This window comes from Flavitalea flava (assembly GCF_054461575.1).
The window spans coordinates 266095-281924 of the sequence record NZ_JBTLQH010000003.1 but is presented as its reverse complement, the minus strand read 5'-3'; the positions used below and the strand labels follow the sequence as shown (position 1 = coordinate 281924).

Sequence of the window (15830 nt, the reverse complement as noted above, 5' to 3'; positions counted from 1 at the left end):
TTGTATCTTATATGAAACTAAAGGTTATTTTTTAATCCTTTAGATTTGCATCGGTTATACGCAAACAAACCAGGCAAAAGACTAAATAATAATGGCCAACAAACAAAAAAATAACCAGTAAACAGACTAAAAAGAGAGGCCACCAGACCAAATCAGACCGTTCAAACCATGCAAATACATAGAAATACAGATACCTTACCTTCCTTTCGCCGTGCCGTCGTTACCATTGGCACTTTTGACGGCGTACATACCGGCCACCAGCAACTCCTGCAACAGTTAAAGGAGGAGGCAGACCGGATAGACGGCGAAACGGTGATCATCACCTTCGATCCTCATCCCAGAAAGATCATTCGGGGAGCTTCGGGGGAAATCCGGCTTTTGAATACGCTGGAAGAAAAGATAGCCCTGCTGGCCGGAAGAAAAGTGGACCACCTCGTGATCGTTCCTTTTACCGAAGTTTTTTCTCAACTCACCGCCGAACAATATGTCAAAGAATTTCTGCTGGAGAAATTCCATCCCCATACCGTTATTATCGGATACGATCATCAATTCGGCAAGGGGCGTTCCGGAAATTATCAATTGCTGGAGGAATTCTCCCGGACCGAAGGTTTTGAATTGCAGGAAATTCCGGTTCACCTGTCCGATGCTATTTCCGTCAGTTCTACCCGCATCCGGGAAGCTATCGTAAAAGCAGATGTGGAAACGGCTAACCAACTATTAGGCTATGCTTTCTTTTTTTCCGGCCTGGTGGTAGAAGGTAATAAGCTGGGCCGGACGATCGGTTATCCTACTGCCAATCTGCAACCTGACCATCCCGAGAAACTGATTCCCGGTGACGGGGTATATGTGGTGGAGGCAGAGGTCATCAGCGAATCCGGCCTGGGTTCCGGTTCGCAGACCGGATTGGAATTTGCCAGGGGCGGGCAACGGCTAAAAGGCATGATGAATATCGGAATGCGTCCAACCGTCGACGGGACCAAACGGGTGATCGAAGTACATATTTTTGATTTTAACCAGGATATTTATGGCGCCACCCTGCGTATTTTCCTGAAAAAACATCTTCGGGGAGAACAAAAATTTGCCGGTCTGGAGGCGTTGAAAACACAATTAGCTACCGATAAACAGAATGCTCAGGATTATTTTAGATAAGACTACTGCATGATCTTCACCACGAGTTCCTTGAGCAGGGAGGCATCTTCGGTTCCCACGCTGCCTACACCAATGCTCCTGAGATTATAGGCGTGGAGTAATAGCAGACCGTTTTCAACTCCCTGGTAATCATAATTACGGACCGCCGTGAGATAGTCTTTTGCAAAATAAGGATTGACCCCGATGGCGGCGGCAACGCTCTTTTCATCGCGCCCCGGCTGACCAAAGATCATATAGACCTTACTGAAAAAGTTATAGAGCGATGGAAGGATCAGCTGGATTGGACCTGCCTTCGGGTTGCCTTCGAAGTATTGAATAATGCGGATGGCCTTGGCCCTGTCTTTTTTCGCAAAGGCATCCTGTAATTCGAACACATTATATTCTTTGCTCACGCCGACATAACGTTCGATATCGTCTTCCGTAATCGAATTACGGCCTGCCAGGTTCACCAATAATTTGTCTATTTCATTGTTGATCCGGTTCAGGTCGTTACCGATATGATCCACCAAAAGGGCCAATGCTTTTGGAGCAATAGCATAGCCTTTTGCCTTCACCAGGTCGTTAGTCCATTCCGGCAACTGGTTATCGTACATTTTTTTGGTGGAGAACAATTCCGCCTTATCCTTCAGGAGTTTGGCCAATTTACTGCGTCCATCGACCTTTTTTTCTTTGTAGGAAACAACAAAAACAGTGGAGGTTAAAGGTTTCTCGATATAGGCTTCGAGTTTGTCAATATCCCGCATCTGTTGTGCCTCTTTCAACAGGACGACCTGTCTTTCGGCAAACATCGGATACCTGCGGCAGGCATTGATCACGGCGGCCCAATCTGCGTCCTTTCCATAAAAAACGGTCAGATTGAAACCTGCTTCAGCCTCGGAAAGGATCTCATGCTCAGCATATTGCATGATCTTATCAATATAATAGTCTTCTTCCCCTTCCAGCCAGTAAACGGGTTTGAATTTCAGTTTTTTCCAGTCTCCAAGGATTTTTTCAACAGACATCCGGTCATTTTTTAATGGGGCAAACTTACATAAATCTATAACAATCAAGCTCTCTGCACAATAAAATGATTTTGGCACGGTTTTAGAATAAAGGACCCTATGAACCTTAAAACGATTTCCTAAGCTTGGAAAATCAATTTTATAACTTTAGAAAAAAACAATAAACCATGAGTACGACCAACTATCCATCGGCTACACCGCAAAGCCAACCTCCAAAAAAAGATTATAAGAACCTGGTGATCGGTTTACTGGCACTTGGGTTCCTGGGAACCTGGGGATACCTGCTTTGGAATAACAACAAACAGGAACAGGTCCAAACCCAACAACAGGCCCAGATCGCCAAAGTTACTGATGACAAAGGCGTTTTGCAGAAGAATTTCGATGACGCCCTGGTAAGATTAGATAGCTTAACCGGCGAAAAGAATCAATTGCAAGGCAAACATACCGAAGATCAAAGCCAGATCGCCAAATTAAAAGGCCAGATCCGCGGCTTACTCGGCAAACAGCACATTACTGATGCCGAAAGGAAAAAAGCAGAAGAACTGATCAAAGAACTGAATGACAAGATCAGCAACCTGGAACAACAAGTCGCTCAGCTGACCCAGGAAAATCAGCAATTGAATACAGATAAGACTGCGTTGACCCAGGATAAGGAAAAACTGACTACAGATCTGCAAACGACCTCTTCCGCAAAACAGGAACTGGAAAAGAAAGTGGATGTAGCTTCTACCTTAAACGCTTCTAATATTTCCATTATCCCTTACCATGAAAAAAGCAATGGCAAGGATAAAGAAACCAGCACCGCTAAAAAAGTAAATAAACTGGTTATCGGATTCGATGTGGCCAACCGCATCGCACAGACAGGACAGACAGATGTATTTGTATGTATTACCGGTCCTGATGGCAAGCCAGTTTCCGTACCAGCCCTTGGTTCAGGTACTTTTACCAGCCGGGAAGACGGAGATAAGGTTTTCACCGCTAAGGTTCCTGTAGATTTTGAATCCGGTAAATCCAAATCTGTACAATTCGCCTGGAAACAGAATAGCCAGTTTCAGAAAGGAAACTACAAGATCGAGATCTATCACAATGGTTTCAAGATCGGAGAAGGAACAAAAGAATTGAAAAAAGGTGGCATCTTCGGATAGATTAAATAAGTCGTATTTTCCAATATTATATAAAAAGACACCGCAAAAAGCCGGGAACCAAAAGTTCCCGGCTTTTTGCTTATACGAATTGTTGGATATGGATCTATTTTAGGGTATCCCTGTGAGTTATTCGGTGAGTTGAAGACTACCCGAGCCCAAGAAATTGAATTCGGCTTGTCGTCCGACCCGAATTGGTAAGGATACCTGGCAATTTTAAAACACATATCAAATTGATTATCAATCTTCAAAAGTAATTTTCGATCAAAATAGCAGATGTCAGGGCGGCTTTATAACTTCTAAAAAATTGCTTACCTTTGTTCAGTATATAGTTATGAAACAAAGATTTTCTGAAAGGACTATCAACCATGTCGCTAAAGTGAAAAGCACAACAATTGGTGACGAATTTTTCCTTTTAGGTTGTAATTAAAATTACTAGTATGCAAGTCAATAATCTCAAATATAGTCTAATAGATAAACTAATTTCCATCCGTGATATTAGTGTATTGGAGAAAATAAATGAACTAATTGGCAACGTCGATGTCAACAAACCAATCTTTAAGGTTTCTGAAAGCCAAAGGCAAATGCTCATGAAGAGTGAAGATGATATCCGCAATGGCAATTTAACAACAGATGACGACTTAAATGCAGAAGAAGATAAATGGCTAAACGCATAGTCTGGACTCATACTGCAAAAAAGGCCAGAAGAGATATACTTGAGTATTGGATAAAACACAATAGTTCTGCTACATATTCTAAACGCTTGTCGAAATTGTTTAGAAAAAAAGTGTCCCTCCTCGAATCTGAGCATTATCTTGGAAAGCCCACTGATTTTGAAAACGTTCGCGTTTCATTGGTCAGCCATTTTTCAATTTTCTATAAATTGGATCAGGACCAGATAATAATTGTCGGTTTGTGGGACAATCGAAGAAATCCCGATGATCTTCTAAAAAATTTGGAATTATAGTGTGCAACACTCCCCGCGCTTCAATTTCTCTTGTAGTGCGGTTCCAAACAAAATAACCGTCCTCAGGTTTTATCCCCGGACGGTTATTTGCTCAACTAATCAATTGCCTTAACATCAAACCTTATCCTTAGAAGCTGCTAAAATAGGTTCAGTTCGCCTATTTGGGGTAGAATAAATTCTACCCCGAACTATAAAAGGGCGCGCAGGGAGGCCCGGCCGGTGTGCACGATATTCACTTCACCCGCTTTGCGGCCTTCATACTGGAGGCTTATTTCCAGGCTGTTGCCCAGTTTTTTGGTAAAATCAAGATTCCACAGATAGTTTTTGCCGGGTGATAAACCCTCGAGCATAACGTAGGAGATGGATGAGCCCGTTGTAGCGTTGCCACTTTTTACCAGATAGGTTATATCGCTGTAGGTGAATTTTGCCTGGACAGAAGTGCTCTGAACGATATTGTATTTAAAGTCGGTATTAAAGGCGCCTGAAGTATATTTTTGTCCGCCCAGTTCCGGTTTATTCATTTTTGCACTTAATTTATAGCCCACCCCTATCCGGAAATTTCCTCCACGGGTATAGGTGAGATCCGGCTCGAGGGAAATTTGCCGCAGGTTATAATTGCTGCTGTCAAAATTGGAACTGGATTGAAACAATTGATTTCCCCCCTGTCGCAAGGTGGCATTCAGCGCAACGGAACGGGTAACGTTTATCCGTGTACGCAGGGTCCACTCGTTCAATTGCCTGGCTTCATATCCATAGGTGAGCAGATTCTTCGCATTGTTACGGGTATTACTGACATCAAACCCCCAATGCGGATCCGAACGGTTAAAGGAAAAAGTGTTCACAACAATCAAACTTCGGGTAATCAGCGAGGTGTCATCAAAAGGTGCCTTGAACGGATTAAACTGTATAAAACCCTTTGCCAGCTCTTTTTGACTGAGCTGCATCGACGATTGAAGGATCATTCTGGCCAGGAATCTGGTGAAGGATCCGCTTTTTACCGGGTTGATCAGGGTCCTGGGGTTAATTGTCAGGCTATAGTTCAGGGTGTTGTAATTAGCCTTGACATAATCCGCTGTCGGCGTGAATACCCGGATGTATTGAGCCTGGTCCTGGAATTGGGCGAGTACAAATTCGTTCAGCTGCTGGATCCCGTCATTGTTGACATCGATCCAGGTATACTGACCCGTTCCTGCGGGTACTTTCAGATAGGTATAGCTTTTTTTCTGTTCCTGCCCGGAGCCTATTTCATAAAGCAGATTTCCCCGCAAAAGCCCTTTCCATTCATTGACAATGTATTCAGCTCTGCTTAAAAGGCTGTTATCAGCCGTTTGATTGGTCAACCGGGTATTGAGAATTTGTAAATTCCGGTAGGTGGCCGTTATACGGAATTGGCGGTGCGGATTTTTCATGAATTCCGCAAAAAGACTGGCCGTTTTGCTCACATCACCCCGGATCAGCGATTTTCCATAAGGATAGGCATTGGTACGGGTAGCCAGGTTAAGTCCCCAATGGTTAGGGTTCTTTTCAGGCGATTTCAGATAGGCCTGAAAGGTCTGAAAAGCAAAACTGGTGGAGGTAACGGTATCCGTATTTTTGTCCCTGCCCTCATTTCGTTCCAAACTGTAGCCTGCGCCGAGCAGATATCCCTTCAGCTTTATGAACCGTTTGGAAAGATCAATGGAAGGCCGGATATAAAAACCTTTGAATCCAATGCTGTCACTTGTCGTATAACTCAACTGGTCGGTGATATGCCAGCCCCTGATATCCTGTTTGTGAGAAAGGATATTACGCATACCTGTAAATCCATCCCCCCGTTCATACCGGGCAATATCATACCGGATGGTATTCATCTTTTTGTCACTCAACTGAAGACCTGCCGTGTAGATCTTTTCCTCCGCCTGGGCTACCGCCAGGGACAGGCCCCAGTCTCTGGTGAATTCCACAGGACGCAACCGTTCCAATGGCCTGAAGTTTTGTTGAACATATTCATACCCCAGGTTAGAACCTAACTGCCATCCTTTGGCAGCCATTCCGATGGAATGGGTATTACGGAACTGGAATTTTGCCGCATACCCGTCATCATTGCCTTTATCCAGCGAAGACAGGCTATTGACGTCATAATGGCTCTGGGCAAGATCGGCATTGATGACGGTATTTTTATTAATGGTATAGTCGGCGCCTACTGTCACTACCCGCTGGCTCTTGGGGGTTACCAGGAACTGTGCCGCTTCATAGGAGCCCTGCATCTGACCGTTGACAGGAGCCACCCAGAGAAATACATTTCCGTTGACGCCGTTCAGATCCGGAATATAATTGCCTAAACCAATACCCACATTTGCAAAAGACAGGTTAAACAAGGTGTTGGAGGGATCCGAGGAAAAGACATAGGCGGAATCATGCACTACCGTACCTACCGCATTTTTGTAGGTCGTGTCTATTTTTTTGTATAAGATCTTGCCAACGGAAAAAGTATCTACGTTGGCTACGGGATAATAAGCATGCGATATGCTGTCCCCAAGCCTGTTCAGGAATTTATTCTGGTCCGGGGTCAGGGTCTGATTGATCGGGGAATTTCGTGAATCACTGTTACTGAACAGGCCTACCCGTAATTTGAATTTGTCTTTTATTTTTAGTTCATCGGACAGGTAAAGATTTACGTTCAGATAGTTCCGGTCAGCATATTCGAATTCAACCTGGATACGCGCGTCCTGGGTGATCATCCGGTTAGCGGTAAAGGTTACCTCTCCGGTATTATAGTTGATCACATAGTCCTGATCTTCGCCTCTTTGCATTTGTTGCCCGTCGATATATACCTTTTCGGTACCAGCCAGCACAATGAAGTAGAGCTCATTATTGGCTCCCTGCAATTTGTACGGCCCCTGATTGCCTTCCAGACCCTGAAAAATATTGCGGGTGAATTTTCCTTTGGCTATTGCCCCGCTGACCAGGGTTTTATTGGTAATACCCGGAGTGATCTCATTGGTTGTTTCAAAGGAAGCGCCCTGCATCCGTTTGTAAAAGTTCAGAAAGTAGTTCTGGTTCTGGCGAATGTCGATGTCTCCTAAACTTAATGCCCAGCCCTTTTTTTTGAATTGCAGAAAGATCTTGTCAAATTCATTGAGGTCCGCCGTGGTCCCATCCGGCTGTATAGGAATGTTGTTATCGGTGATGGCTGCCGTGATCTCTATGCTATCGGCCAGGAAGCCGCTGATCTGGAGATTCAGATTCGAAGTCACCACGGCATCCTGGCTATTGCCGAAGGTGATCGCCCGACCAAAACTTCCGTTGTAATTGATATTGCCAAAACTAAAGAAATCATCATTCCCCATGCGGGATCCATTGTTGAATACATAGGGCTTAGCGAGAAAGTAGTTTTGAATGCTGTCGTAGTTGAATCGCCTGGCCACCGCGTTCAGTTTATAGGGGAATACCCGGTATACTACCCATACACTATCCGCGCCTGCCGGAGGTTTTTTCCAGGTCAGGGTAGCATTCACCCAATCCAGGGAATAGGCGCTGTCCGGAATATCTTTTATATAGAAGGCTCCCGGAACCAGACTGACCGAATCGAGATGCACGGTCCCCTTTCCCACGGCAATGGATTTCCGGTGAAGATTGGACAAGGCTGCCGCTGTTTTAATTCCTTGCCCGGGTAATCGCCGGCCCTTACCCTGCCCCTGTCCGGGACCTGGGGATCGGATACCTGTGGAAGCAGCGGTGGTCGAGGTCGTTGGGATCGTCGGGGTTGTCGGGGTCGTTGGGGTAGCCACTGTAGCTGCCTCCTGCCTTGCCGGAATCTGGGTCGGAAAGGGAGCTGGTAGCTGACCGGGAACCGGACTGGAAAGCTGCCCCGGAATAGACCGGGGTTGAATGGTTGATGGAGCCGGCCAGGGGGAACGTGGATTTGCCCCCTTCTGCAGGGAGGTATCCGCTGTTAACAGATTTTCTATCTCGGAAGCACGCTTCAGAGAGTCAAAGGAGGGTCTTGGTTTGAGGGAATCGGTTTGGATCAAAGATCCCGCACGTTTTAAAGAATCTGTACGTATCAGCGTATCAGGAAGTTTGAAAGTGTCAGCAGGTGGTTTCAGGGTGTCCATTTCCGCCAGGCGGAGCAAAGAGTCGACAGCCCGTTTGAAAGAGTTGGTGTCCTGTTGTAGGGTATCGCGGGCTACTGAGTCATGGACAACGGGAGCAGGAATGGTATCATGGACAACTGGAACAGGAATAATATCACGGGCAACGGGAAGAGGAATTGTATCATGGGCAACGGGAAGAAGAACTGTAGCAACAGTATCAGGGGCAGACGGCTTTACCGCGGGCTGTTGGGCCTTCGTTGCGAAGGTTAAACCGCAGCAAAACGCAAGGAGTATAAGCAGCCTTAGGATCAACAACCCATGATTTCTCTTAAAATGCTTAAAATTAGGATTTATTGTATCAAATAGGACAAAATCAGCCAGTTATGCCGTCGTGGGCTCTTACGATCCCTCTCAGTTCGAAAATGCCCGGGCCTTTCGTTTTTTAACATGGCGGGTTCAACGGAGGAATTAATAGGGTCGTACAGGAAAAACCCTGCACGGGAATGCGGGTTCAAGCTGGCATCCTTACATCCTGGTATCCGATTGGGCCCTTGGGCCCTTGGGATCTTGGAAAGGAATTACCGGTTATGAGATAGTTAAACCCGTACGGCCGCTTCTTTGGGATACATTTCCTCCCGCATTTGTTTTACCCGTGCATCATCCAGGTATTCATCAAAGGACATCAGCCTGTCAATGACACCACGGGGAGTTAATTCGATAACCCTGTTGGCTACCGTTTGCAGGAAGGTATGGTCATGTGAGGTTAATAATACGATCCCCTTAAATGTGCTCATGCTTTCATTGAAAGACTGGATCGACTCCAGGTCAAGGTGGTTGGTCGGTTCGTCCAGGATGACAACATTAGGATCCTGCAACATCATACGGCTGAGCATACAACGTACCTTCTCCCCTCCGCTCAGTACATTGGTCTTTTTCAGAACATCATCCCCGCTGAATAACATTTTGCCCAGAAAACCGCGCAGAAAAGGCTCATCCACATCCGTTACATGCGGCGGTACGTATTGGCGCAGCCAATCCATCAGGTTGATATCTTTTTGCTGGAAAAAAGGAGTATTGTCGTTGGGCAGATAGGCCTTGGTGACGGTCGTTCCCCATTCGTATTTGCCATGGTCGGCCGTAAGCTCACCATTGATGATATCAAAAAAACTGGTCAGGGCCAGATGATCCTTGCTGACAAAAGCGATCTTGTCCCCCTTGTTCACACTAAAGCTGATATTTGAGAATAAGACACGCCCGTCTTCTGCCGTCTTTGATAATTTCTCGAGGTTCAGGATCTGGTTCCCCACCTCGCGAAGTTGTTTGAAGATGATCCCCGGATACCGGCGATTGGAAGGCTCTATTTCTTCGATGGTTAGTTTCTCCAGTGCTTTTTTACGGGAGGTCGCCTGCTTGGACTTACTGGCATTGGCCGAGAAACGGGCAATGAATTCCAATAAGGCGGCTCGTTTGTCTTCCGTCTTTTTATTTTTATCCGATGCCTGACGGGCCACTAATTGAGAAGACTCATACCAGAAGGAATAGTTCCCCGTATAGATCTTTATTTTCTGACGATCCACATCGGCTACATTCGTACAGACCGCATCGAGAAAGTGACGGTCATGCGAAACGACAATGACAATGTTCTCATAATCGGCCAGGAAGTTCTCCAGCCAGTTGATGGTTTCCACGTCCAGATCATTGGTAGGCTCATCCAGGATCAGGATATCCGGGTTACCGAATAAGGTCTGCGCCAGCAATACCCGCACTTTCATGGCACCCGGCAATTCCTTCATCAGGGATTCATGATAAGATTCCTTCACCCCCAGATCGCTGAGCAAAGCTGCAGCATCGCTTTCGGCTGTATATCCCCCCATTTCCCCAAACTCTCCTTCCAATTCACCGGCCCGTAAACCATCTTCTTCCGTAAAATCTGCCTTGGCATAGATGGTATCACGTTCCTGCATGGTCTTCCACATTTTCTGATGCCCCATCAACACGGTGTGAAGTACTGTATTTTCATCAAAGGCAAAGTGATTCTGGTTCAATACAGCCATGCGCTGTCCCGGAGTCATTTCCACGGATCCTTTAGTAGGCTCGATCTCACCGGCCAATATTTTTAAAAAGGTCGATTTACCGGCCCCATTGGCGCCAATGACCCCATAACAATTCCCTTTGTTGAAGGTGAGATTGACTTCATCAAATAATACCCTTTTCCCAAAAGATAAGGTCACATTGTTGACTCTGAGCATGGATGATTTTTAATTGAAGGCGCAAAGGTACGATACATTGGCCCAATTGAAACAAAAAACCCCTTTTTTAGAGGGGCTTTAGACTATTTTGCACAAAAAATTAGTTTCTAATTGATTTTCAGGGATTTAACTATCTTTTTTATCGAAGGCCTTTATCTGTTTACTCGGCGTCTACCTGGCGTCTACAGGGCGCTTACCTTGCGCCTAACCGAATGAATTGCTTATTTATCCGCAGTCAACCCTGCAACGGCATATTCCCCGTTCAAACGTGCGATATTGGTTATAGAAATTTCCTTAGGGCAAACCGCTTCGCAGGCCCCGGTGGACGTACAGCTGCCAAACCCTTCTTTATCCATCTGTGCGATCATACCCGCTACACGGGTTTTTCTTTCCGGGCCACCTTGTGGCAACAGGGCCAGGTGCGATACTTTGGCTGAAACGAATAATAGAGCAGAACTGTTCTTACAGGCTGCCACGCAGGCGCCGCAGCCGATACAGGTCGCTGCCGCAAAGGAGGCATCCGCCTTTTCCTTTTCTACCGGCATCGCATTGGCATCTACCGCATTTCCGGTATTAACCGATATATAGCCCCCTGCCTGGATGATCCGGTCAAAGGCGCTTCTGTCGACTACCAAATCTTTAATGACCGGGAATGCGTTAGCCCTCCAGGGTTCGATCACGATGGTATCACCATCCTTAAATGCCCGCATATGCAACTGGCAGGTGGTCGTTCCCTCCCAGGGGCCATGAGGTCTTCCGTTGATATACATGGAACACATACCACAGATCCCCTCCCGGCAGTCATGGTCAAAAGCAATAGGTTCTTCCTTCCCTTCGTGAACCAGGCGCTCATTGAGCACATCGATCATTTCCAGAAAAGACATTTCCGACGATATATCATTGACCGTATAAGTCATGAAAGCACCCTTATCCTTCTTATTCTTCTGTCTCCAGACTTTCAGGTTGAGATTCATATTGTAATGTTCCATATTATCTCCCGAAGATTTAAATTTAGTAAATGATAGGCTATTTTTTCCCTCCCTCTTTAGCGGGTTGAGGAGTTATTTATAAGAACGCTGGCTTGGATGAGCCACTTCGAATTCCAGGTTTTCCTTATGCAATTCCCAGTTGCTTTCTCCCTTGAATTCCCAGGCCGATACATAACAGAATTGGTCATCGTCGCGCTTGGCCTCTCCTTCATCGGTCTGCATTTCTTCCCGGAAATGGCCGCCACAGCTTTCTCTGCGCTGCAGGGCGTCCTGGCACATCAATTCTCCCAGCTCGATAAAATCGGCTACGCGTCCTGCTTTATCCAACTCAGGATTAAATTCCCCGATCTCTCCCGGAACACGCACATCCCGCCAGAATTCGGCCTTAAGTGCCCGGATCTCTTCGATGGCTGCTTTTAATCCAGCTTCGTTACGGGCCATTCCGCATTTATCCCACATGATCTTACCCAGCCGTTTGTGAAAGCTTTCCACGCTTTGGCTTCCTTTTATATTCATTAATTGACTGATACGGTGGCTTACTTCTTTTTCCGCAGCCTCGAAAGCCGGGTGCGAAAGAGGAATTTCCGCCGTCCGGATCTCGTCGGCCAGGTAATTACCAAGTGTATAGGGAATGACAAAATAACCATCTGCCAGGCCCTGCATCAGCGCTGAAGCGCCCAACCGGTTGGCTCCATGATCGCTGAAGTTGGCCTCTCCCAATGCATACAGCCCGGGAACGGTGGTCATCAGTTCATAATCCACCCAAAGCCCGCCCATCGTATAATGGACGGCAGGATAGATCCGCATGGGTCTCGTATAAGGATCCTCTCCGGTGATCTTATTGTACATATCGAAGAGGTTGCCGTATTTTTCTTTGGTCACTTCGACGCCTAACAAACGGATGTCTTCGGCAGAGGGGTTCGCGATACTGCGTTTGTTACATTCTATTTTGCCATACCGTTCGATCGCAGCCGCGAAATCCAGGAATACTGCCTGTTTCGACGATCCTACGCCGTATCCGGCATCGCATCTTTCCTTGGCCGCCCGGGAGGCCACGTCACGGGGAACGAGGTTACCGAATGCAGGATATCTTCTTTCCAGGTAATAATCTCTTTCTTCCTCCTTTATTTCAGCCGGGTTACGTGTATCGTTCTGTTTTTTGGGCACCCAGATCCGACCGTCATTGCGCAGGGATTCGGACATCAGTGTCAGTTTGGACTGATGATCGCCAGTCACCGGGATACAGGTAGGATGGATCTGCGTGAAACAGGGATTGCCAAAATAGGCTCCTTTTTTATGGGCCTTCCAGGCAGCCGTTACATTACTGCCCATGGCATTGGTAGACAGATAAAAAACATTTCCATAACCACCGCTGCATACCAATACCGCATGACCGAAATGCCGTTGTAACTCGCCGGTGATCAGGTCACGGGCAATAATGCCGCGGGCCTTGCCGTCGATGGTTACTACATCCAGCATCTCATGGCGGGCATACACGGTCACATTTCCAAGGGCAATTTGTCTTTCCAGGGCCTGGTAAGCCCCGATCAACAATTGCTGACCCGTCTGACCCGCCGCATAGAAGGTACGCTGTACCTGGGTTCCGCCAAAGGAACGGTTACTTAACAAACCACCGTATTCACGGGCGAAGGGTACACCTTGCGCCACGCACTGGTCGATGATATTCGCACTGACTTCTGACAGCCGGTGAACATTTGCTTCACGTGAGCGATAATCCCCTCCTTTTATCGTGTCGTAGAATAAACGGAATACGCTGTCTCCGTCATTCTGATAGTTCTTCGCTGCATTGATCCCGCCCTGTGCCGCAATACTATGGGCACGGCGGGGAGAATCCTGAAAACAAAAGGCCTTTACCTTATATCCCAACTCGCCCAGGGAAGCCGCAGCAGAAGCTCCAGCCAACCCCGTTCCTATTATGATCACTTCCAGTTTACGTTTGTTGGAGGGATTCACCAGCTTCACGTGTCCTTTGTAATCTTCCCATTTCTCGCCTAATGGACCCTCAGGAATGTTTGATTTGAGCATGACTAGTGATTATGTTTAATGCGATTATTTATTTTTTAGTTATCCCCTTTCGTATTTCCTAAATCCGGTTCAGACTTTATACCATTCAGGATTTATACTCCATTCAGACTTTATACCCAGTTCAGATACATGGAAACCGGCATCATCGCAAAGGCAAGCGGTACGATAATGGAATAACCTATTCCCAATGCATTAAGCAGGGACAGGTAACGGTTATTATGCACGCCCAGGGAGCGGAAGGCGCTCTGGAATCCATGCAGCAGGTGATAGGCCAGTGAAATACAAGCCACCACATAAAGGATCACTACCCAAAGTTGAGTAAAGGTGTCCTTCATCAGCCCGAACAGATCGTGTACGGGAGCCCCATAAGGGATCGGCGCTTCATTCAGATCCTGAAAACGGGAGGGTATCCAGAACTGTTTCCAATGGATCACTAAAAAGATCAGGATGATCGTACCGAGCAATCCCATCGACCGGGAATACCACTTACTACCCTTGTTGCCCATAGGCACCTGGTAACCGATAGCCCTTTTTTTCCGGTTCTGAAAGGTCAGCAGCAGCCCTTGAATGATATGCAGGAAGATTCCAACGAACAATCCAATCTCCATGATCCGGATCACGACCATAGAACCCATGAAATGGGCAGCTTTATTAAACATCACACCTTCATCCATCGCCCAGATACAGGCATTGATCCCAACATGTACAACGAGAAAAGAGATGAGAAATAAGCCCGTCAGACCCATCACGAACTTTTTGCCTACGGAAGAAGTAAATAATTCAGACCATTTCATATGTAACTTCTATTATTGAAAATGATAGCGAATTGATGGGAACGCCTACCCAACTGCGCAAAAATAGCACAGGAATGCTATCAAATTTTTTTTAGTTTACTTTTTTTACCTCTTATCCCAAAAGCCTGCTACTTTTTGCCCCTATTGTTCCGCCTGTCACCTTTCCCAGCCGGGGATTAAGATTCAATTAATATTCCCGTTGCTTCCCCAACATCCCGGTATGCATCTCCCGGTTGGTACAAACGGACTCCCCGGACAAACAGATAAGCTAACGCTCAATTTTCACTGCAAATCACCGTTGTTTAGTATATTTGCCGCATTAAATCGGATAGCTTTTATGCGATTTATTGGGTTTCGGACGTTGAAAACGTCTTTTTGAAGCCATTTCGTGTTGGAAGTTTGTTTTTAATTTTTGGGGCGCGAAGCGAAACCATAAAGTTTTATAACCCTAACGAATTATTTAAGTAAGACTTATAATTATCTAAGATATGAAGCATGAAGACGATTTTGAGGCGAACCTGGCTGGAGATGAAGGGCAAAGTGAAGAAAGTAAAAGTGGTTGGTTCAGGCGCATCAAAAAAGGTATTCTGACCAGTACTGCAGAAAAGAAAGAAACACCCGAAGGCCTCTGGACAAAATGCCCCAATTGTAACTATATATGTACGGTCACCGAATTAAGAGAAAGCCTTTTCGTTTGTCCCAAATGTAATCACCATCACCGGATCGGCAGCTCCGAATATTTTGAGATCCTGTTCAACGATAATCAATACGAAGTTCTTTTTGAAGAGATCCGTTCCAAGGACTTCCTTCATTTTACCGATCTGAAGTCCTACGAAAAACGATTGGAAGAGACCTGGGCGAAAACGGATATCACGGACTCCATTCGTGTAGCGGCAGGAGACCTGAAGGAACATCACCTGGTGATCGGTTGTATGGATTTTGAATTTATCGGCGGCTCATTGGGCAGTGTCATGGGTGAAAGGATCTCAAGAGCCGTAGATTATTGCCTGAAACATCGCGCACCCCTGCTGATCATTTGTAAATCCGGCGGTGCCAGGATGATGGAAAGTGCCTTTTCCCTGATGCAGCTCGCCAAAGTATCCGGAAAGTTGTCCCAGCTGACGGATGCAAAGATCCCCTATATTTCCTTATTGACAGACCCTTCTTTTGGTGGAATATCCGCCTCGTTCGGTATGCTTGGTGATCTGAATATCGCCGAACCCGGCGCCCTTATCGGATTTGCCGGCCCGCGCGTTATTAAAGAAACGATCAAAAAGGATTTGCCGGAAGGTTTCCAACGCAGTGAATTCCTGCTGGAACATGGGTTCCTGGACTTTATCGTGAGCCGGAAAGACCTGAAGGAAAAACTCGCCACCCTATTAACCCTTTTTAAGGGTTAATAGCTCAACCCTATTTT

At 46.3% G+C, this 15830-nt stretch carries 11 protein-coding genes; 5 read left to right on the top strand and 6 right to left on the bottom strand.

Going from position 1 to position 15830, the window contains the following annotated elements; translation table 11 throughout:
* Positions 1 to 168: 168 nt before the first annotated feature.
* Positions 169 to 1149: a bifunctional riboflavin kinase/FAD synthetase gene (locus tag ACX0G9_RS05745; RefSeq protein ID WP_459063907.1), complete on the top strand. Its 981-nt coding sequence runs from the start codon at positions 169 to 171 to the stop codon at positions 1147 to 1149.
* Positions 1150 to 1151: 2 nt separating this feature from the next.
* On the opposite strand, the gene holA is transcribed toward ACX0G9_RS05745, so the two are convergent.
* Positions 1152 to 2150 carry a DNA polymerase III subunit delta gene (holA, locus tag ACX0G9_RS05740; protein WP_459063906.1) on the bottom strand — a complete coding sequence of 333 codons (999 nt, stop codon included), beginning with the start codon at positions 2148 to 2150 and terminating at the stop codon, positions 1152 to 1154.
* 167 nt (positions 2151 to 2317) lie between these two features.
* Between holA and ACX0G9_RS05735 the strand changes: the two genes are divergently transcribed.
* The 3 genes from ACX0G9_RS05735 to ACX0G9_RS05725 all read left to right on the top strand — a co-directional run bounded on the left by ACX0G9_RS05735 (position 2318) and on the right by ACX0G9_RS05725 (position 4259).
* Complete coding sequence (locus tag ACX0G9_RS05735) at positions 2318 to 3295, top strand: zinc ribbon domain-containing protein (protein ID WP_459063905.1); 978 nt, start codon at positions 2318 to 2320, stop codon at positions 3293 to 3295.
* 437 nt (positions 3296 to 3732) lie between these two features.
* Positions 3733 to 3969, top strand: a complete 237-nt coding sequence (locus tag ACX0G9_RS05730) for a hypothetical protein (RefSeq protein WP_459063904.1) — start codon at positions 3733 to 3735, stop codon at positions 3967 to 3969.
* The gene (locus ACX0G9_RS05725; protein ID WP_459063903.1) at positions 3954 to 4259 is read left to right on the top strand and encodes a type II toxin-antitoxin system RelE/ParE family toxin; all 306 of its coding nucleotides are present in this window, start codon (positions 3954 to 3956) and stop codon (positions 4257 to 4259) included. The genes ACX0G9_RS05730 and ACX0G9_RS05725 overlap by 16 nt, the downstream gene beginning before the upstream one ends.
* 188 nt (positions 4260 to 4447) lie before the next feature.
* On the opposite strand, the gene ACX0G9_RS05720 is transcribed toward ACX0G9_RS05725, so the two are convergent.
* The 5 genes from ACX0G9_RS05720 to ACX0G9_RS05700 all read right to left on the bottom strand — a co-directional run bounded on the left by ACX0G9_RS05720 (position 4448) and on the right by ACX0G9_RS05700 (position 14413).
* Complete coding sequence (locus tag ACX0G9_RS05720) at positions 4448 to 8647, bottom strand: hypothetical protein (protein WP_459063902.1); 4200 nt, start codon at positions 8645 to 8647, stop codon at positions 4448 to 4450.
* A 284-nt stretch (positions 8648 to 8931) separates the two neighbouring features.
* Positions 8932 to 10584 (bottom strand): ABC-F family ATP-binding cassette domain-containing protein, encoded by a 1653-nt coding sequence (locus ACX0G9_RS05715; RefSeq protein ID WP_459063901.1) that lies wholly within the window; start codon positions 10582 to 10584, stop codon positions 8932 to 8934.
* Between the two features lie 221 nt (positions 10585 to 10805).
* Positions 10806 to 11573, bottom strand: coding sequence for a succinate dehydrogenase/fumarate reductase iron-sulfur subunit (locus tag ACX0G9_RS05710; protein ID WP_459063900.1), 768 nt, complete (start codon positions 11571 to 11573; stop codon positions 10806 to 10808).
* 72 nt (positions 11574 to 11645) lie between these two features.
* Positions 11646 to 13619: a fumarate reductase/succinate dehydrogenase flavoprotein subunit gene (locus tag ACX0G9_RS05705; RefSeq protein WP_459063899.1), complete on the bottom strand. Its 1974-nt coding sequence runs from the start codon at positions 13617 to 13619 to the stop codon at positions 11646 to 11648.
* A gap of 110 nt (positions 13620 to 13729) precedes the next feature.
* Entirely contained in the window at positions 13730 to 14413 is a 684-nt protein-coding gene (locus tag ACX0G9_RS05700; protein ID WP_459063898.1) for a succinate dehydrogenase cytochrome b subunit, read from the bottom strand.
* 488 nt (positions 14414 to 14901) lie between these two features.
* Here ACX0G9_RS05700 and accD point away from each other — a divergent pair, with 488 nt between their 5' ends.
* Positions 14902 to 15813, top strand: a complete 912-nt coding sequence (gene accD, locus ACX0G9_RS05695) for an acetyl-CoA carboxylase, carboxyltransferase subunit beta (RefSeq protein ID WP_459063897.1) — start codon at positions 14902 to 14904, stop codon at positions 15811 to 15813.
* Positions 15814 to 15830 lie beyond the last annotated feature (17 nt).